Annotated in this window: 19 protein-coding genes; 5 read left to right on the top strand and 14 right to left on the bottom strand. The window is 64.1% G+C overall.

The features are described 5' to 3' along the window. Window positions 1–9: 9 nt before the first annotated feature. The 3 genes from trpE to rpe all read right to left on the bottom strand — a co-directional run bounded on the left by trpE (window position 10) and on the right by rpe (window position 3,058). Window positions 10–1,497 (bottom strand): anthranilate synthase component I, encoded by a 1,488-nt coding sequence (gene trpE, locus DNJ95_RS04070; RefSeq protein WP_131183445.1) that lies wholly within the window; start codon window positions 1,495–1,497, stop codon window positions 10–12. Between the two features lie 188 nt (window positions 1,498–1,685). After that, window positions 1,686–2,387 (bottom strand): phosphoglycolate phosphatase, encoded by a 702-nt coding sequence (locus DNJ95_RS04065; protein ID WP_131183444.1) that lies wholly within the window; start codon window positions 2,385–2,387, stop codon window positions 1,686–1,688. Beyond that, entirely contained in the window at window positions 2,384–3,058 is a 675-nt protein-coding gene (rpe, locus tag DNJ95_RS04060) for a ribulose-phosphate 3-epimerase (protein WP_131183443.1), read from the bottom strand. The genes DNJ95_RS04065 and rpe overlap by 4 nt, the downstream gene beginning before the upstream one ends. A gap of 158 nt (window positions 3,059–3,216) precedes the next feature. Between rpe and DNJ95_RS04055 the strand changes: the two genes are divergently transcribed. Both DNJ95_RS04055 and DNJ95_RS04050 read left to right on the top strand, forming a co-directional pair. Continuing rightward, window positions 3,217–3,720: a sigma-70 family RNA polymerase sigma factor gene (locus DNJ95_RS04055; RefSeq protein WP_131183442.1), complete on the top strand. Its 504-nt coding sequence runs from the start codon at window positions 3,217–3,219 to the stop codon at window positions 3,718–3,720. Continuing rightward, window positions 3,710–4,675, top strand: a complete 966-nt coding sequence (locus DNJ95_RS04050) for a FecR domain-containing protein (protein ID WP_131183441.1) — start codon at window positions 3,710–3,712, stop codon at window positions 4,673–4,675. The genes DNJ95_RS04055 and DNJ95_RS04050 overlap by 11 nt, the downstream gene beginning before the upstream one ends. Before the next feature lie 9 nt (window positions 4,676–4,684). Here the strand turns inward: DNJ95_RS04050 and DNJ95_RS04045 are convergent, their stop codons facing one another. Beyond that, window positions 4,685–5,656, bottom strand: a complete 972-nt coding sequence (locus DNJ95_RS04045; protein ID WP_131183440.1) for a DUF4351 domain-containing protein — start codon at window positions 5,654–5,656, stop codon at window positions 4,685–4,687. A 223-nt stretch (window positions 5,657–5,879) separates the two neighbouring features. Between DNJ95_RS04045 and DNJ95_RS04040 the strand changes: the two genes are divergently transcribed. Further along, on the top strand, window positions 5,880–8,297 hold the full coding sequence (locus tag DNJ95_RS04040; protein WP_131183439.1) for a TonB-dependent siderophore receptor: 2,418 nt from the start codon (window positions 5,880–5,882) through the stop codon (window positions 8,295–8,297). A 116-nt stretch (window positions 8,298–8,413) separates the two neighbouring features. Here DNJ95_RS04040 and DNJ95_RS04035 read toward each other — a convergent pair whose 3' ends face one another. The 10 genes from DNJ95_RS04035 to DNJ95_RS03990 form a co-directional block, all read right to left on the bottom strand. Beyond that, the gene (locus DNJ95_RS04035; RefSeq protein WP_131183438.1) at window positions 8,414–8,737 is read right to left on the bottom strand and encodes a DUF3392 domain-containing protein; all 324 of its coding nucleotides are present in this window, start codon (window positions 8,735–8,737) and stop codon (window positions 8,414–8,416) included. Between the two features lie 8 nt (window positions 8,738–8,745). Continuing rightward, window positions 8,746–9,960: a radical SAM family heme chaperone HemW gene (gene hemW, locus DNJ95_RS04030; RefSeq protein WP_131183437.1), complete on the bottom strand. Its 1,215-nt coding sequence runs from the start codon at window positions 9,958–9,960 to the stop codon at window positions 8,746–8,748. After that, window positions 9,957–10,547, bottom strand: coding sequence for an RdgB/HAM1 family non-canonical purine NTP pyrophosphatase (gene rdgB, locus DNJ95_RS04025; RefSeq protein ID WP_131183546.1), 591 nt, complete (start codon window positions 10,545–10,547; stop codon window positions 9,957–9,959). Before rdgB ends, hemW begins: the two co-directional genes overlap by 4 nt. A gap of 17 nt (window positions 10,548–10,564) precedes the next feature. Beyond that, window positions 10,565–10,999 carry a DUF4426 domain-containing protein gene (locus DNJ95_RS04020; protein ID WP_131183436.1) on the bottom strand — a complete coding sequence of 145 codons (435 nt, stop codon included), beginning with the start codon at window positions 10,997–10,999 and terminating at the stop codon, window positions 10,565–10,567. A gap of 20 nt (window positions 11,000–11,019) precedes the next feature. Next, on the bottom strand, window positions 11,020–11,640 hold the full coding sequence (metW, locus tag DNJ95_RS04015) for a methionine biosynthesis protein MetW (protein ID WP_131183435.1): 621 nt from the start codon (window positions 11,638–11,640) through the stop codon (window positions 11,020–11,022). 26 nt (window positions 11,641–11,666) lie between these two features. Next, on the bottom strand, window positions 11,667–12,806 hold the full coding sequence (metX, locus tag DNJ95_RS04010) for a homoserine O-succinyltransferase MetX (protein ID WP_131183434.1): 1,140 nt from the start codon (window positions 12,804–12,806) through the stop codon (window positions 11,667–11,669). A gap of 732 nt (window positions 12,807–13,538) precedes the next feature. Then, a complete protein-coding gene (locus DNJ95_RS04005) occupies window positions 13,539–13,835 on the bottom strand; it encodes a DUF167 domain-containing protein (RefSeq protein ID WP_131183433.1) in 297 nt (98 codons plus the stop codon). 2 nt (window positions 13,836–13,837) lie between these two features. Then, window positions 13,838–14,431: a YggT family protein gene (locus tag DNJ95_RS04000; RefSeq protein WP_131183432.1), complete on the bottom strand. Its 594-nt coding sequence runs from the start codon at window positions 14,429–14,431 to the stop codon at window positions 13,838–13,840. Window positions 14,432–14,440: 9 nt separating this feature from the next. Continuing rightward, the gene (proC, locus tag DNJ95_RS03995) at window positions 14,441–15,262 is read right to left on the bottom strand and encodes a pyrroline-5-carboxylate reductase (protein ID WP_131183431.1); all 822 of its coding nucleotides are present in this window, start codon (window positions 15,260–15,262) and stop codon (window positions 14,441–14,443) included. Then, entirely contained in the window at window positions 15,259–15,969 is a 711-nt protein-coding gene (locus DNJ95_RS03990) for a YggS family pyridoxal phosphate-dependent enzyme (RefSeq protein WP_131183430.1), read from the bottom strand. Before DNJ95_RS03990 ends, proC begins: the two co-directional genes overlap by 4 nt. A 66-nt stretch (window positions 15,970–16,035) precedes the next feature. Here DNJ95_RS03990 and DNJ95_RS03985 point away from each other — a divergent pair, with 66 nt between their 5' ends. Together DNJ95_RS03985 and DNJ95_RS03980 are read left to right on the top strand one after the other, a co-directional pair. After that, on the top strand, window positions 16,036–17,070 hold the full coding sequence (locus DNJ95_RS03985; protein WP_131183429.1) for a type IV pilus twitching motility protein PilT: 1,035 nt from the start codon (window positions 16,036–16,038) through the stop codon (window positions 17,068–17,070). A 516-nt stretch (window positions 17,071–17,586) separates the two neighbouring features. Continuing rightward, entirely contained in the window at window positions 17,587–18,726 is a 1,140-nt protein-coding gene (locus DNJ95_RS03980) for a PilT/PilU family type 4a pilus ATPase (protein ID WP_131183428.1), read from the top strand. Window positions 18,727–18,780 lie beyond the last annotated feature (54 nt).

Below are 18,780 nucleotides of genomic sequence, written 5' to 3'. Positions count from 1 at the left end.
GCGCAATCCTCAGGCTTGGGTCTTGTGGCTGTGGGTGGCCAACGCCACCGCGCGGAACATGGCGCGGCGCTTGTTGATGGTTTCCTCCCACTCCAGGGCCGGCACCGAATCGGCGACGATGCCGCCGCCGGCCTGCACATGCAGCTCGCCGTTCTTGATCACCGCGGTACGGATGGCGATGGCGGTGTCCATGTTGCCGCTCCAGCCCAGGTAGCCGACCGCGCCGCCGTAGACACCGCGTTTGACCGGTTCCAGTTCGTCGATGATTTCCATGGCGCGGATTTTCGGCGCCCCGGACAACGTGCCGGCCGGCAGGATGGCGCGTAGCGCGTCCAGCGCCGAGAGCTCCGGGCGCAACTGGCCGGTGACGTTGGAGACGATGTGCATGACGTTGGAGTAGCGCTCGATCACCATCTTGTCGGTGAGCTCCACCGAACCGATGCCGGCGACCCTGCCAACGTCGTTGCGACCGAGGTCGATCAGCATCAGGTGTTCGGCGATCTCCTTGGCGTCCGACAGCAGATCCCGCTCCAGCGCCAGGTCCGCCTCCTCGGTGGTGCCGCGCGGGCGGGTACCGGCGATCGGCCGCACGGTCACCTGGCCATCCTCGACCCGTGCCAGCACCTCGGGCGAACTGCCGACCACATGGAAGTCGCCGAAGTTGAAGAAGTACATGTACGGCGTCGGGTTGAAGCAGCGCAGCGCACGATAGAGGTCGATCGGCGCCGCATCGAAGGCGATGCTCATACGCTGCGACGGCACCACCTGCATGCAGTCGCCGGCGAGGATGTATTCCTTGATGATGTCGACCGAGCGCTCGTAGTCCTCGCGGGTGAAACTGGAACGGAAGCTCGGTTCCGGCGCGTTCACCGCACTGAAGTCGAGGCCGGGGCGCGGCGCCATGGGCTGGCGCAACTGCTCGACGATCTCGGCCAGGCGGGCCTGGCCCCGCTCATAGGCGTCGGCCTGCGCCGGGTCGGCGAGAACGATGGCGTGCAGCTTGCCGGCCAGGTTGTCGAAGACCACCACGGCGTCGGAAACCATCAGCAGGATGTCCGGCGTGCCGATGGTGTCGGGGTTGGGGCACTGGCCCAGGCGTTTCTCGACGTAGCGCACGCAGTCATAGCCGAAATAGCCGACCAGGCCGCCATTGAAGCGTGGCAATCCGGGCACCGGTGCGACCCGGTAGCGCCGCAGGAAGTCTTCGACGAAGGCCAACGGGTCGTCGGCACTGAGGCTTTCGCTCTCCAGCCCGTCCTCGCTGACGCTGATGCGCTGGTCGTGTACCTGCAGCACGGTACGGCAGGGCAGGCCGATGATCGAGTAGCGGCCCCATTTCTCGCCGCCCTGCACCGATTCGAGCAGGTAGCTGTTGGGCGCATCGGCCAGCTTCAGGTAAATCGACAGGGGGGTGTCGAAGTCGGCGAGGGTTTCGACGGACAACGGAATGCGGTTATAGCCTTCGGTGGCCAGACGCAGGAATTCTTCGCGGGTCATATCAGCCTCGTGGTCGGAGGGTGTGGTGCGGACAGGGTTCGGCAAGCGGCAGCCGGCGGGTGCCGGCCAATGGAAAATGTCAGGCGCGCCAACGCCAGCGGGCCAGGGCCTTGATCACTTTCATCCATTGCTTGCAGGTGACGACCACTATCTGATCTCTTCGGCGGGATGCACATCTGGCGGCAACACTAGCGCAGCGTCGGGGAGGAAGCAACCAGCTCGCGCAGGTCGTCGAGCAGCAGCGCGGGGTTTTCCTCGGCGATCGGTCGGCCATGGTTGTAGCCGTAGCTCAGTGCCGCGCACTGTACCCCGGCGGCGCTGGCGGCACGCACGTCGTTGCAGGAGTCGCCGATGAACAGCGCCTGTGCGGGCTCCACCGCTGCCGCCTGCAGCACATGCAGCAGGCCATCCGGGGCGGGCTTGCAGCGGGGCAGGGTGTCGCCGCCGACCCGCCAGCGGAAATAGCCGTCCAGGCCCTTTTCCGCCAATAGCGGGGTGATGAAGCGTTCGGGCTTGTTGGTGACGACCGCCATGGCGATGTCGCGGGCGGCGAGCCATTCCAGGCATTCGCGCACGCCTGGGTAGACGCGGGTCAGGGCATGGTTATCGGCATAGGCGGCCATGAACAGCGTCAATGCCTGCGTGGCTTGCTCATCGTCGACCGCCGTGTGTTCGAGCTGCCCGGCCAGGGCGCGGCGCACCAGTGCCAGCGAACCATTGCCGACCCAGTCACGCACCCGCTCCACGCCAGCTGGCGGCCGGCCGAGCCGCTCCAGCATGTGGTCGATGGCGGCGGCCAGGTCGGGCACCGAGTCCAGCAGGGTGCCGTCCAGGTCGAACATCACCAGGCGCGGCAGCTCGCCATCGAACAGCGTATGTAGGAGGGTCATGGGAGGGCCAGGGCGAGTTCGGCGCGCATGGCGTCGATCACCGCCTTGTAATCGGGCTGGTTGAAGATCGCCGACCCGGCGACGAAGGTGTCGGCACCGGCTTCGGCGATGGCGCGGATATTCTTCACATTCACACCACCGTCGATCTCCAGGCGGATATCACGGCCGCTGGCGTCGATCAGTGCCCGTGCCTCGCGCAGCTTGTCCAGGGTGCCCGGAATGAATTTCTGTCCGCCGAAGCCGGGGTTGACGCTCATCAGCAGCACCATGTCGATCTTGTCCATGACGTACTTGAGCGCGTCCAGCGAGGTCGCCGGATTGAACACCAGTCCGGCCTTGGCACCGCCGGCCTTGATCAGTTGCAGGGAACGGTCGATGTGCTGGGTGGCTTCGGGGTGGAAGGTGATGTAGCTGGCGCCGGCTTCGAGGAAGTCGCCGATGATGCGGTCCACCGGACTGACCATCAGGTGCACGTCGATGGGCGCCGTGATGCCGTACTTGCGCAACGCCGCGCAGACCATCGGGCCGATGGTCAGGTTGGGTACGTAATGGTTGTCCATCACGTCGAAGTGGACGATATCGGCACCGGCGGCGAGCACCTTGTCGACTTCCTCGCCCAGGCGGGCGAAATCGGCGGACAGGATCGACGGGGCAATAGCGAACGGCTGCATGGCGCACCTCTGGGGGGCTTGATCACGGATGCCGTGCATTGTACCCGAGGAACCCGGCCCAAGGACGGCCTGCCGGTGGCTTTGGCTTGCCAGTGGCTTGGGCTGTCACCAATAATCGGCGAACGATTCCCATCCGCGCTATTTCAGGCCGTCCTGCCATGTCCGTCGATCCACCTCATCATCAGTTGTCCACGCTCTACCAGGCTCACCATGCGTGGCTTCAGGGCTGGCTGCGCAAGCGCCTGGGCGACTCCGAGCATGCCGCCGACCTGGCGCAGGACACCTTCATGCGCCTGCTGGAGCGGGATGAGCTGGAGTCCCTGCGCCAGCCACGCGCCTACCTGGCCAGCGTGGCGCAGAACGTGCTCTATAACCATCTGCGGCGCAAGAAACTGGAACAGGCCTACCTGCAAGCCCTGGCCCAGGTGCCGGAAGCCTATGCACCCTCGCTGGAAGAGCGCGCCATCCTGATGGAGACCCTGGTGGCGCTGGACCGGCTGCTGGACGGCCTGCCGCTGCCGGTCAGGAAGGCATTCCTCTGGTCGCAACTGGAAGGCTGGACCCAGGAGCGCATCGCCCGGCAACTGGGTGTGTCGCTGACCACCGTCAAGCGCTATATCGTCAAGGCCGGCCAACAGTGTTTCTTCGCCGATGAAGGCTGAACCCATCGCCCCCGAGATCGCCCAGCGGGCGGTCGAGTGGCTGGTCGAGTTGCAGGGCAGCTCGGTCGACGAGAGCACGCATCAGGCCCTGCGCCTCTGGCGCGAGTCTGATCCCGAGCATGAGCGGGCCTGGCAGCGTATCGAAGCTTTCCATGGGCGCTTCGCCAGCCTTGACTCGCCGACGCGTCAGACCCTCAGCGTGGCGGCCCAGGCACCGGCACACAGCCCTGCACGGCGCCAGGCGATCAGGACGCTGGCGGTCTTGCTGTTCGCCAGCGGCACGGCCTGGAGCCTGCGCGAGCATACGCCTTGGCCGTCCTGGACTGCCGATCTGCGCACCGGTACGGGGGAACGTCGGCGCACGGTGCTGGCCGACGGCAGTGTCTTGCAACTCAACAGCGGCTCCGCCGTGGATGTGCGCTATGACCTCACGCAGCGCTGCCTCTTTCTGCATGAAGGTGAAATCCTGGTCGAGACTGCGCCCGATGCGGCGGAGCGACCTTTCCTGGTGCAGTGTCGCGACGGTTGGGCACAGGCACTGGGGACGCGCTTCAGCCTGCGCCTGTGGCCGGACGACAGCCTGCTGGCGGTGTATCAGGGGGCGGTGGCGGTGCATCCGGCGCTACAGCAGGCCGCGCGAAGAGTGAGCAGCGGCGAGCAGTTGCGTTTCGATCGTGAGGGCTGGGGAGAACTGGCCGCCGTGCGACCTGCGGACCTGGCCTGGCTTCAGGGCATGCTGGTCGCCGATGGCATGCGTCTGGCCGACCTGCTGGTCGAATTGCAGCGGCACCGGCCGGGGCGGCTGACCTGTGCGGAGGCGGTCGCCGACCTGCGGGTTTCCGGCACCTATCCACTGGAAGACACGGACCGGGCGATCGAGACCCTGGCCAGCACGCTTGGCCTGCGCCCGCGCTATTTCACACGCTACTGGGTCAGCCTGGAGCCCAATGCCTGACGCGCTATGTCAGTGCCGCTCGAAAACCTCTTGCAGGCTTCGGGCATCCAGCAGGTTTCCGGCCCAGCGATCCAGCTCTTCGCCATGGGCGGATTGCAGGCGTTGCAGTGTCGCCGCATCCAATGGTCCGAAACGGCGGGTGAGCAGTTTCAGCAGCATGGCCTGGGAGCCCTGTTCTATGCCTTTCTCTATGCCTTGTTCTATACCTTTCTCTATACCCTGTTCTATGCCAAGTCGTACGCCTTTCTCGACACCTTTTCGGATACCTTCGTCCAGCAGGCGCTCGGTCAGTGTGGTCATGGTGTTGTCCTCCCGTGGATAGCGCGACCGGTAGAGTTGTCGTTGATTATCGTCAAGGTCCGTATAGATGTCGATGAAGTCAATGTATTTCAGCCGCTTTTCCATGCTGGGTTCCAATGCCAGCAGTCCCTGGATGGCGCGGGCGTAGACCTCGATTTTCTCGTCGGCGCGCCACAGCATGTTCGGCAGGTTGAGGCGGGCGACCAGGTTGTCGCTGTCGCGATGATCGAGCCAGGGAAGCCTTTGCAGGTGGCAAGCGAGGTAGTTGAAGTCGAGATAGCTGTGGCGTTCACTGCCCAGGCTCAACTGGCTCGGGATTCGCGCATCACTGCGCAGGAAGATCACCACCGGCACTACTCGCCGGGTATCCAGAAGCTCCGACAGGTCGGTGCAGTAATGAATCAACCGGTGGATGGAAAAACGGCCTGGATCGCTTTCCTCCTCCAGCATGAATAACAGGGCTTCGCGCCGCCCATCCGGCCACTCCACCAGCAGCGGTACATCCAGCTCGCGGAAACGGTCACCGAGGCGATCCTTCAACTGCTCCTGGCGCAACGGCGTGATCCTGGCCGAGTCGTCGATTTCCCGGGCTTCGGTGGGGGCGAAGAATGCCAGGGCCTGGTGTGGGTAATCGAGGATCAGGTTCTTGAAGTTCTGGTCGTGGCTGTTCTTCCGTGGCATGACGATCCCCTGGCCTGGCGCTCGGGAGCAGCATGCCCTTGATGGCGTTTGGAGAACGTGCGGTGGTTCGCATTTTCGTGTAATGCAGGCCGTCACCCATGGGGAAAAGGTAAATACGAATATTTTTCCCAAAGGCTGGTCCTTTTCACCCGCTCGCGAGACTTGGACGGTAGAGCCACATTTTTTCCAGGCTCGGGAGGGATAGACGCAGATGGCCACACCGATGAAACCCCGTACATTCTTCGCACGCAACGCGCTGGCCCTGGCCATCGCCACCATTGCCTTGCCCACCGTGCTGGCGCCAGTGCAGGCACAAGCGCAAAGCCAGCAGCGCTTCGATATCCAGGCTGGCGCGCTGGGCGAGGCGCTCAATCGCTTTGGCCAGCAGGCCGGCATCCTGCTGTCCTATCCCGCGTCGTTGACCGATGGGCGGCGCAGCCCAGGGCTGCAAGGGCAGTACGGTGTCGACGAGGGCCTGGTGCGGCTGTTGGCCGGCACGGGGCTGCAGGCGGTGCGGCAGGCGAATGGCGGTTATGCGGTTGCCCTGGTGGAGGCCTTGAGCCTGGATGCGACACAGATATCCAGTCGTGCGCTGGTTGGACGGGCGGTGACCGAGGGTAGCGGTTCCTACACCAGTCATGCGATGCAGACGGCGACCAAACTGCCCCTTTCCATTCGCGAAACCCCACAGTCGGTAACGGTCATCACCCGGCAGAGAATGGATGACCAGGCAATGAACAACCTCGATGACGTGGTGCAGAACACTCCCGGCCTCACCGTGGCCAAATCCGGCCCAGTGCGTCCGGGCTTCTATGCCCGTGGTTTCGAAGTCGACAACATCATGTACGACGGCCTGCCTACCAGCATCATTGGCGGGTTCACCCAGGACACCATCGCCTCGGCCGACCTGGCGATCTACGACCGGGTCGAAATCGTCCGTGGCGCCACCGGCCTGATGCAAGGCGCAGGCAACCCAGCGGCGGCGATCAACCTGGTGCGCAAACGCCCTACCGAGGAAACACGCGTCAAGGTAACCGGTAGTGCTGGCAGTTGGGATCGCTACCGTATGGAGGTGGATGCCTCCAGCGGCCTGAACCGCAGCGGCACGTTGCGCGGGCGGATCGTCACCGCCTACGAGAACAACAACAGCTTCCAGGATGTCGTGGGCAACGAGCGCAGTGTCATCTATGGCACCCTCGAAGCGGATCTGGCGGACAGCACCACGCTCACCGTGGGCGCCTCGATGCAGAACGACAACAATACCAATGGCTGGGGTGGCATTCCCGTTGCCGCCGATGGCGGTGATCTGAATCTGTCGCGTTCCACCTACCTGGGCAACACCTGGGACTACTGGGATCAGAACAGCACGTTTGCCTTCGCCGGGCTGGAGCACCGCTTCGGCAACGGTTGGAAGGTGAACCTGACAGCCAACAAGATCTGGGCACGCGTGAACCTTCTTGCCTCCAAGGTCTATCTGCGCAGCGGCAGCTATGACCAGGGCGTCGGCGACTACAGCTATGTCGATGATCAGAGCAGCTATGACTTCCATGCGAGCGGCCCATTCCAGTTGTTCGATCGCCAGCACGAACTGGTCGTCGGGGCCAACTATCGCGAGGAAATCTTCGATGGCCATGGCGGCGGGGCCTACACCCACATCGGCATGGATCTCGACAACTGGAACACGGGCGTGGTGCCCAAGCCCAACGTTGGCGAAACCTGGCTGCAGAAGAGCGACGAGACGCAGCAAGGCATCTACACTACCGTTCGGTTCAGTCTCGTCGATTCGCTCAAAGCCATCGTGGGCGGACGCTTGGACTGGTACGACTACGAGAGTGCAAGCGTCTGGTCTGAAGACCAGTACAAGGTGACCCGCCAGGTCACCAAATACGCAGGACTGATCTACGACCTCAACGAGCGGCATTCGCTCTATGTCAGTTACACCGATATCTTCAAACCGCAGAATGCGTTCGACAGTGGCAACCGTCTGCTCAAGCCGATCGAAGGCAAGAACTACGAGGTCGGCATCAAGGGTGAATACTTCGGCGGCGCTCTGAACGCCTCTGCCGCGGTATTCCGGATCGATCAGGAAAACCGCTCCAAGGAACTCGACGACCAGAGCCAATGCCCCGGCTATGCCGATTTCATCACCTGCTACGAGGCTGCCGGCAAGGTGCGCAGCGAAGGTGTCGATCTGGAGCTCCAGGGCGCCATCACCCCCAACTGGCAGCTAGCGGCCGGCTACACCTTCACTGAAGCCAAGTATCGCAAGGATGCTGACCCGGAAAACCAGGGGCGGCTGTTCTCTAGCCACTTGCCGCGCCACCTGTTCAAGATGTCAACGATCTACCACCTGCCGGGAGAATGGCAGCGCTGGCGGGTGGGCGGTGCCCTGTATCGGCAGAACGCCATATACAGCAAGGGGGGTAACGGCACCACGGCCTACCATATCGAGCAAGACGGCTACACACTCGTGGATCTGAGTCTCGGTTTCATGCCCACGGAAAAACTCGATGTCCAGCTCAACCTGAACAACGCATTCGATAAAAAGTACTATCAGACCTTAAGCACCTCTACTTCCCAGGCGCTAGGGCTATACGGCAATCCGCAGAATCTCATGCTCACGATGAAGTATGACTTCTAAGCGTTAGAAGCACGTGTAGCGATACCCATCCCAGGAGCTGCTGGAGGGTATTGTCAGTACTCTTCTCGCCCCGTTCTCCGGGGCTTTCCCAGCGCTGTGGCGGGTTATCTCCGACTTCAATTCCGGTCCGCGATCACCCCGACGATCAGGAACATCAGCAGCAGCACCGGCGACAGCGTGAAGTTGTTCAACTGCGCCAGGCCCTTGCTCAGCCAGGGTGTCAGGTAGACGATGCCGAGGCCGTAGACCAGGGCGCAGAAGACCACGAACAGCAGGGTGCGCAGCAGGAAGTTGAGGCCGCCGATATTGCGCTGTACCCAGGCATTGAGCGCCGGGCCGAACAGCACGAACAGGGTCGCCATAAAGGCCAGGGAAATGTCGTAGAGATGGCCGCGGCTCCAGCGCGAGAGGCTGGCGATCAGGTCGAGCAGGATATCCATGGGTGTCCTCAGTCGAGAAAAAGCTGTAGCAGGTCGTTCAGGAAAAGCTGCCCTTGCGGTGTGGCCACCAGGCGTTCCGGCGAGCTGGCCAGCAGGCCCCTGGCCTGTGCCGCCTGGCGGGCCTTGGCAAGGCTTGCCAGCGGCAGGCCGGTGCGTTGGCTGAACAGTTCGGCAGGCACGCCTTCGGTCAGGCGCAGGGCATTCATCAGGAATTCGAAGGGCAACTCGTCGATGTCCAGGGCTTTGCTGCCGGCCAGGAAACGTTTGCCCGGATCGAGGTAGTCCTTCGGCAGGCGGGTTTTCCAACTGCGCAGGATGCGACCGTCGGGCTGGCTCAGCTTGGCGTGGGCGCCCGCGCCGATGCCGAGGAAGTCGCCGAAGGTCCAGTAGTTGAGGTTGTGCCGCGCCTGCCGCCCTGGCTGGGCATAGGCCGAGGTTTCGTACTGCGCGTAGCCGTGCTCGGCGAGCAGGCGCTGGCCGGCCTCCTGGATATCCCAGAGGGTGTCGTCCTCGGGCAGTCGCGGCGGCTTGTTCCAGAACACCGTGTTGGGTTCCAGGGTCAATTGGTACCAGGAAATATGCGTCGGCTGCTGGGCGATGGCGGTGCGCAGGTCGTACAGCGCATCTTCCAGCGACTGTTCGGGCAGGCCGTGCATCAGGTCGAGATTGAAGTTGTCGAAGCCCGCCGTCCGCGCCATGTCGGCCGCCCGTATGGCCTCGTTGCCATCGTGGATGCGCCCCAGTGCCTTGAGTTTGGCGGCCTGGAAGCTCTGTACGCCGATGGACAGGCGGTTGATGCCGAGCGCGCGGTAATCGCGGAACTTGGCCTGCTCGAAGGTGCCGGGGTTGGCCTCCAGGGTGATCTCGATATCCGCCGCGAACGGCACGCGCCGCTGTATGCCGTCGAGGATGCGCCCCAGCGCATCGGCACTGAACAGGCTCGGCGTGCCGCCACCGAAGAAGATCGAACGCAGTTCACGGCCCTGGACCTGGCCGAGGTCGCCGTCCAGGTCGGCCAGCAAGGCGGCGACGTAATCGTCCTCGGGCAACCGCGGCCCGCTGGTATGGGAATTGAAATCACAGTACGGGCATTTGCGCACGCACCAGGGGATATGCACGTAGGCCGCCAGGGGCGGCAGCTCGAAGCGGCAAGCCACAAGCGGCAAGCCGGTCTCGTCCTCTTCGCTTGCAGCTTGCAGCTTGCAGCTTGTGGCTGTATTCATCGCCCCAACCGCTGTTTCAACAACGCCATCGCCCGTGCCCGGTGGCTCAGGCGGTTTTTCTCGGCAGGGGGCAGTTCGGCGCTGGAGCAGGCGCTCTCGGGTGCCCAGAACAGCGGGTCGTAGCCGAAGCCCTGTTCGCCGCTGGGTGCGTGCAGGATGCGGCCGTGCCAGAGGCCTTCGCAGAGGATCGGCAGCGGGTCGTCGGCGTGGCGCAGCAGCGCCAGCACGCAGACGAACTGGGCGCCGCGCTGGGCATCCGGCACGTCTTTCAGCGCATCCAGCAGCTTGGCGTTGTTCGCCGCGTCGCCCTGGCCGTCGGCGTAGCGGGCCGAGTAGATGCCCGGCGCGCCGCCGAGGAAGTCCACCGCCAGGCCGGAGTCGTCGGCCAGCGCCGGCAGGCCGGAAAGCCGCGCCGCGTTGCGCGCCTTGAGGATAGCGTTCTCGACGAAGGACAGGCCGGTTTCCTCCGGCTCGACTTGGCTGAATTCGCCGATGGAGCGCAGGCGCACGCTGTCGCCGAGCATGGCCTGCAGCTCCTTGAGCTTGCCGGCGTTATGGCTGGCCAGTACCAGCTCCTTGAAGGGCATAGCGTTGCTGGGCATGGTCATTCGTCCGGAAACACTTCCTGGTTGAAACCGAAGCTGATCGGCTCGGCGCCGATGGGCTGCACGTTGAGGGTGAAACGCAGGGTTTCGCGGGAGTCGAAGGGGAACTGCGCCAGGTAGTAGATGGCGTCCTCGCCTTCCTTGAGCTGCTTGAAGGCCAGCGGGCGTTCCTGGCCGAGCAGGTTCTTCACGCTGCCGCCGACCAGTGCCGGCACCGGTTTGCCGGCCTTGAGCACCGAGACATTGACCACGCCCTGCCGCTTGCTGCGCACCAGTCCTGCGGCGGCGGCGATATCCGGTTGCAGGAAGCCGGAGTTGAAGGCGATGTAGTGGATGTCGTACTCGCCGACGCTGTGCTTGCGCTCGGCGGCGGCCGGCAGGCTCAGGCCAAGGGTCATGCAGAGGGCGATGAACAGGGTGCCGATGCGTGGCATAGGGGGCTCTCCTCGTTGGCTCAGGTGGCGATTCGCACGTCGCGGGCGGTCGGCCCGGTGACGCGGTAGATGCCGATCTCGCCCAGCAGGTTGGGCCACAGGCGGCTGCCCAGGCCATGGCGGTGCTCACGGTCCACCGCCAGGCGTTCGAGCACCCGCGCGTCGCGCTCCTTGCACAGGCGTTCGAAGTCCTCGAAGGTGCAGAAGTGGATGTTCGGCGTGTTGTACCACGTGTAGGGCAGGAAGTCCGACACCGGCATGCGGCCCTTGGTGCTCAGGTACCAGCGGCAGCGCCAGTGGCCGAAGTTGGGGAAGGTGATGATGCACTGGCGGCCGACCCGCAGCATTTCCTCGAGGATCCGGTCGGGGTAGTGCATGGCCTGCAGCGACTGGGTCATCACCACCACGTCGAAGCTGTCGTTGGTGAAGTTGCCCAGGCCCTTGTCCAGGTCCTGCTCGATGACGTTGATGCCCTTGTCGATGCAGGCGGCGATGTTCCCGGGGTCGATTTCCAGGCCGTAGCCGCTGACCTGCTTGTGGTCGCGCAGCCAGGCCAGCAGTTCGCCGTTGCCGCAGCCCAGGTCGAGTACCCGGCTACCGGCGGGAATCCACTCCTGGATGATGTCCAGATCGGCACGCATGTTCGCTCCTTACTCCTGGTTACGGCTTAGATGGCGATGCGGTTCATGTAACCGCTGAAGGCTTGCAGGTAGCGGGGAATCGGTATCAGGAAGGCGTCGTGCCCCTGTGGTGCGTCGATTTCCAGGTAGCTGACGTTCTTGCGCGCGGCCATCAGGGCATCGACGATCTCCCGCGAGCGTTCCGGCGAGAAGCGCCAGTCGGTGGTGAAGGAGATCAGGTAGAAATCCGCCATGGCCGGGGCGAAGGTCGCCGCCAGGTTGTCGCCGTGGGCCGCCGCCGGGTCGAAGTAGTCCAGCGCCTTGGTCATCAGCAGGTAGGTATTGGCGTCGAAACGGCTGGAGAACTCCTCGCCCTGGTAGCGCAGGTAGCTCTCGACCTGGAATTCCACGCTGTTGAAGTCGTAGTTGAGTTTTTCGCTCTTCAACCCGCGACCGAACTTGGTGCCCATGGCATCGTCGGACAGGTAGGTGATATGCCCGACCATGCGCGCCAGCATCAGCCCGCGCCGGGGGATCACCCCCTGTTCCTGGAAGTGCCCGCCATGGAACTCGGGGTCGGAGAGGATCGCCTGCCGCGCCACTTCGTTGAAGGCGATGTTCTGTGCCGACAGGCGCGGCGCCGAGGCGATGGCCACGCAATGGCGCAGGCGCTCGGGGTAGCTGATCGACCATTGCAGCGCCTGCATGCCGCCCAGGCTGCCGCCGACCACCGCGGCCCATTGGCGGATGCCCAGCACATCGGCCAGGCGTGCCTGGCTGTGTACCCAGTCTTCCACGGTGACCACCGGGAAGTCCGCGCCATAGGGCCTGCCAGTGGCGGGGTTGACGCTGCTCGGGCCGGTGGAGCCGTTGCAGCCGCCGAGGTTGTTCAGGCTGACGACGAAGAAGCGGTTGGTGTCGATGGCCTTGCCGGGGCCGATGCAGGTGTCCCACCAGCCCGGCTTGCGGTCTTCCGCGTTATGGTAGCCGGCGGCGTGGTGGTGGCCGGAAAGGGCGTGGCAGATCAGTACGGCATTGCTGCGCGCGGCGTTCAGCTCGCCGTAGGTTTCGACGATCAGATCGTATTCGTTCAGGTTGCGGCCACAGGCCAGCGCCAGCGGCTCGCTGAAGTGCAATACCTGGGGTTGGACCAGGCCGATGGAGTCTTCGGGAAAGGCAGTGGGCATTGCGACCCTGCTATTGAATCGGAGGAAGGGCGCAAGTCTAAAGAGCGATGCCCCCAGCAGCAAGCACGGGACGGAAAGGACGCGGCTTTCCAGGCTGCCTGTGCGGCAGTGAGCCAACGCCTGCAACATGGACTTCGAGGGTGGCTTTTCTGAGCTGTCTATACGGCAATGAACCTACCGCTTCGGCATGTAGCGTCGCGCCTTCATTTCTGAGCTGCCTACACGGCAGTGAACCTGGACGTCGCCTGGCGGCACAGCGACGGCCTTTTCTGAGCTGCCTACACGGCAGTGAACTTGGCCATTGTTCCGGCCCAAGGAGTGCGCTTTTTCTGAGCTGCCTACACGGCAGTGAACATCACGCCACTGGCAGCGACGCTGACTGGTAATTTCTGAGCTGCCTACACGGCAGTGAACTAGAGCATCGCTACGCTAACTGCTTGATTGGGAAAGCGCCATGCCTTGTTTTACTGTGTTTACCCATTTTTCTGGTCTGTCTGTAAGTTATTGATTTTAAATGGCCTGATACAGGCTCTGGAAAAAGGGTCAGCGGCAGGGTACGGGCTGAACCCGGGGGCAGAAATGTTTGCCTGGGCGCAGTATCCGTCGTCCCCGCGCAGGCGGGGGCACAGGTGAGTGGTGTGAGTGTATTGCCGGGATGCCTGCCTATACGGGAATCCCGGCATGTATGGCACGGCTATGACAGGCCACTCTTTGAATGGCCCGGTCGGTGGGTCAGCTCTCCGGGTGCACCAGGCCCGGCAGGTCCGGCAACTGTCGTGGGGCGTGGATGCGCAGGCGCTTCTGCCGGTTCGAGTCGCCGCACTCCAGGCTCACCTGGCTCTTCGCCACGCCGAAGGCCTTGGCCAGGAATGCCAGCAGATGGGCGTTGGCCTTGCCATCGACGGGCGGGGCGGTGAGGCGGATCTTCAGGCGTTCGCCATGCAGCCCGGCAAACTCGTCCTTGCTCGCCTTGGGCTGCAGGTGGCAGTCGAGGATCAGGTCTTCGCCGTCCCAGCGGAAGAAACCCACGTTCAGAGGAACGGGCTGAGCATCGGCGGCAGGCCGGTATAGGCGGCCAGCTTGCCGATGATGAAGCGGTCCGCCAGGTTGATCGCGATAAAGGCGAAGATCGGCGAGATATCCAGGCCGCCGAGGTTCGGCAACAGCCTGCGGAAGGGCGCCAGGAAGGGTTCGCAGATCTGGTTGACCAATTGTGCGCCGGGGTTGTGGCTGCCGGGCGCGACCCAGGAGAGGATCACGCTGATGATCAGGGCGAAGAAGAACACCTTGAGGAACAGCGAGGTCACGCCGATCACCGACCACACCAGCAATTGCGGGATCAGGCCCAGGGCGTTGTAGCCGATCAGCGCCAGGGTCACCAGCATCAGCAGCAGTTGCACCAGCAGGGCGAGCACCAGCGAGGCCAGGTCGAGGCCGCCGATGCTGGGAATCAGCTTGCGCAGCGGGCGCAGCAACGGGTGCGTGGCCTTGACGATGAACTGGCTGAGCGGGTTGTAGAAGTCGGCGCGCACCAGTTGCAGGATGAAGCGCAGCAGTACGATCAGCAGGTACAGGCTGCCGAGGGTCTGGATGATGTATACAAGGGCTTCGATGAGTCCGGACATGCTGTCTCCTTATTTGCCCAGTTGTTCGGCGAGTTCGGTGGAGCGATGGGCGGCGGCGTTCAGCGCCTGCCCGACCAGCGCTTCGAAACCGCCAGCCTGGAAGGCTTTGATCGCGGCTTCGGTGGTTCCGTTCGGCGAAGTGACGCGGCGTCGCAGCTCGCTGGCGTCGACATCGCTTTCCCTAGCCATGCGCGCCGCGCCCAGCGCCGTTTGCAGGACCAGTTCGATGGCGGTTTCCCGTGGCAGGCCGAGCTGCTGGCCGGCGCTGCTCATGGCTTCTATCAGCAGGAAGAAATAGGCCGGGCCGCTGCCGGAGACGGCGGTGACCGCGTCGATCAGCCGCTCCTCCTCCAGCCAGACGCTGATACCGACCGCGCCGAGCAGGCGTTCCGCCTGCTGGCGCTGGGCCGCCGAGACCTGGGCGTTGGCGTACAGGCCGCTGGCACCGAGGCCGAGCAGGGCCGGGGTGTTGGGCATGCAGCGCACCAGCGGCAATTCGCGCCCGAGCCAGCGTTGCAGGCTGTCGCAGGCGATGCCGGCGGCGATCGACACCACCAGCGCCTGCTCGGGCAGGTGCGGGGCGAGGTCGCGGCAGACCGCCTGCATTACCTGTGGCTTGATGGCGAGAACCACGATATCCGCGTCGGCGAGTGCCTGGGCGTTGTCTTCCAGGGTTTCGATGCCGTGCTGGGCGGCGATGGCTTCGCGCTGTTGCGGCGAAGGGTCGCTGGCGCGGATGCGCTCTGCCGCGATGCCCTGGGCGCGCAGCCCGCCGATCAGGCTGGCGGCCATGTTGCCGGCGCCGATGAAAGTGATGCGGGGAGTGCTCATACGGGGGTTCCTTGATTCGTGTCGGGCTTGCCGGAGTAGTCGCGGGCGCCGAACAGCGCCGTGCCGATACGCACCCAGGTGGCGCCTTCGGCGATGGCGGTTTCCAGGTCCTGGCTCATGCCCATGGACAATGTCTCCAGTCCGTCCTCGCGCTCCAGCAGGTGGCGCAAGCGGGCGAAGGCGGCGCGTTGTTCATCCGCGTCGTCGGTGGGTGCGGGAATGGCCATCAGACCGCGTAGCCGCAGGTTTGGCAACTGCGCCACGGCGGCGGCCAGCGTGGCCACCTCCACGGGGGCGCAGCCGGACTTGCTGGCTTCGCCGCTGACGTTGACCTGCAGGCAGATATTCAGTGGCGGCAGGTGCGCGGGCCGCTGGTCCGACAGGCGCTGGGCGATCTTCAGCCGGTCCACCGAGTGCACCCAGTCGAAGTGCTCGGCGATGGCGCGGGTCTTGTTGGACTGGATCGGCCCGATGAAATGCCAGGTCAGTGGCAGGTCGCTGAGCTGTTGCTGCTTATCCAGCGCTTCTTGCAGGTAGTTCTCGCCGAAATCGTTCAGGCCCGCGCCATGGGCTTCGCGTACGGCCTGCGGCGGCTGCGTCTTGCTCACGGCGAGCAGCCCCACCGAGGCGGGATCGCGACCGCAAGCGTGCGCTGCGTCACGGATGCGTGAAACGACCTTTGCAATATTCTTCGCTATCGTGGACATTGTTTTGCGCCGTACAGCCGGGGTCTGCGCGGCATTCTACCTGCTTGAATGTAATTGGGGAGTCCCATGGATATCACTGAGCTGCTGGCGTTCGGCGTCAAGCAGGGCGCGTCCGACCTGCACCTTTCCGCCGGCCTGCCGCCGATGATTCGCGTCGATGGCGACGTGCGCCGCATCAACCTGCCGCCGCAGGACCACAAGCAGGTGCATACGCTGATCTACGACATAATGAACGACCGGCAACGCAAGGATTTCGAAGAGCGGCTGGAAACCGATTTCTCCTTCGAGGTGCCCGGCCTGGCGCGCTTCCGGGTCAATGCCTTCAACCAGAACCGTGGCGCCGGCGCGGTGTTCCGCACCATTCCGTCGCGGGTGCTGACCCTCGACGACCTCGGCATGGGCGAAGTGTTCCGCAGGATCGCCGACGTGCCGCGCGGGCTGGTGCTGGTGACCGGGCCGACCGGCTCGGGCAAGTCCACCACCCTGGCGGCGATGCTCGACTACCTCAACGAGAGCCGCTACCAGCACATCCTCACCATCGAGGACCCGATCGAATTCGTCCACGAGTCGAAGAAGTGCCTGGTCAACCAGCGCGAGGTGCACCGCGATACCCGCAGCTTCTCCGATGCCCTGCGCTCGGCGCTGCGCGAAGACCCGGACATCATCCTGGTCGGCGAGATGCGCGACCTGGAGACCATCCGCCTGGCGCTGACCGCGGCGGAAACCGGGCACCTGGTGTTCGGCACCCTGCACACCACCTCGGCGGCCAAGACCATCGACCGGGTGGTGGACGTGTTCCCGGCGGAAGAGAAGAGCATGGTGCGTTCGATGCTCTCGGAATCCTTGCAGTCGGTGATCTCCCAGGCGCTGCTGAAGAAGATCGGCGGGGGCCGGGTAGCGGCCCACGAGATCATGATCGGCACCCCGGCGATCCGTAACCTGATCCGCGAGGACAAGGTGGCGCAGATGTATTCGGCGATCCAGACCGGCGGTTCGCTGGGCATGCAGACACTGGACTCGTCGCTCAAGGCGCTGGTCGCCAAGGGGATCATCAGTCGCGACAGCGCGCGGGAAAAGGCCAAGTCGCCGGAAGGTTTCTAGGTGTTGACGTTTCGTCGCGAGCCGCGTTGTCGTGAGAAATCGCCCCCGATTAGGCCGCGCCCGTTCCTGACGGGCTTGCGGCATTCGCTCCATCCCTGGAGATTGCGCAGGACGCAGGCAATGGCCACTCCCTTGTCAAGACCTGCAACGACAGCGGGGGCGATTTCTCGCACAACCCGGAGGGCCGGGCCTGTTTTTGCAGGAGGCTGCGTTACTTGATGGCTCATTTCGCCCACTACAAAAACGCCAGGAGCGTTTTTTGGGCGTAAGCCCCGAAGGGGTGAAGCGCATGGACGCGCTGAACAAACTTCGCATCTCATGCCTTGCCGGGTGCAAAAACAGGCTCCGGCGCGGTCGCGACGAAACGTCAACAGGCCTAGTGTTGCGGCACGAATTGAATGTCGGCAGGGCGGGTGCGCCGTGCGCACCAGCGGAATAGCGGCGCCGATTGTTCAGGTGCGCATGGCGCACCCTTGCGGTGGCTCCCGACCCACCCCCTTACTTTGCGAGTCGATGATGGAATTCGAACAACTGTTGCAACTGATGGTGGAGCGGGGCGGTTCCGACCTGTTCGTCACGGTGGGAGTGGCGCCTTCGATGAAGGTCGCTGGGCGGATCGAGCCGGTAGGTGCGGAGCCGCTGTCGGCCGAGCAGGTGCGTGACATGGTGCATGCGCGGATGGACGAGCGGCAACGTCGCGAGTTCGCCGAGCACCATGAGTGCAATTTCGCCATAGATGCCAGCGGTATCGGCCGCTTTCGTGTCAGTGCCTTTTCCCAGCGCAACCAGTCGGGAATGGTGCTGCGCCGTATCGAAACCCGTATCCCGAGCATCGAGGAGCTGCAACTGCCGGACACCCTCGCGCAGTTGGCGATGGCCCGCCGTGGCCTGGTGCTGTTCGTCGGCGGCACCGGTACCGGCAAGTCCACCTCGCTGGCGGCGATGATCGGGCACCGCAACCGCAATGCCAGCGGGCACATCATCACCATCGAGGACCCCATCGAGTTCCTGCACCCGCATCAGGGCTGCATCGTCACCCAGCGCGAGGTGGGGATCGACACCGATTCCTTCGAGGTGGCGTTGAAGAACACCCTGCGCCAGGCCCCGGATGTGATCCTGATCGGCGAGATCCGCTCCAGGGAAACCATGGAGCATGCGGTGGCCTTCGCCGAGACCGGGCACCTGTGCCTGGCCACTCTGCATGCCAACAATGCCAACCAGGCGCTGGACCGTATCATCAACTTCTTCCCGGCGGACCGGCATGCCCAGGTCTGGATGGACCTTTCGCTGAACCTCAAGGCCATCGTCGCCCAGCAACTGATTCCCACGGCCGCCGGCAAGGGCCGCTGTGCGGCCATCGAGGTGCTGCTCAATACGCCGCTGGCGGCCGACCTGATCCGCAAGGGCGAGGTGCACCAACTGAAGGACCTGATGAGGCGCTCCGGCGAGCAGGGCATGCGAACTTTCGACCAGGCCTTGCTCGAACTCTATCGACACGGGGCGATCACTTATGAGGACGCCTTGCTGCATGCCGACTCGGCCAATGACCTGCGCCTGATGATCAAGCTGGAAAACGGCGGGGAGAGCGGGGCCGCGGGCATCGCCGCGACACATCTGAGCCTGCAGATCAGCGAGGACGAACCGCGCCTGCGCTGAGCATCGGGGACGCCGCCGAGGGCTGGACGTGGAATTCCCGCAGGGGTTGCCATG

This window comes from Stutzerimonas kirkiae, from assembly GCF_004327335.1.
Classification (GTDB): domain Bacteria; phylum Pseudomonadota; class Gammaproteobacteria; order Pseudomonadales; family Pseudomonadaceae; genus Stutzerimonas; species Stutzerimonas kirkiae.
Note: the sequence above shows the minus strand (reverse complement) of the source record. Positions and strands in the feature narration are given on the sequence as shown.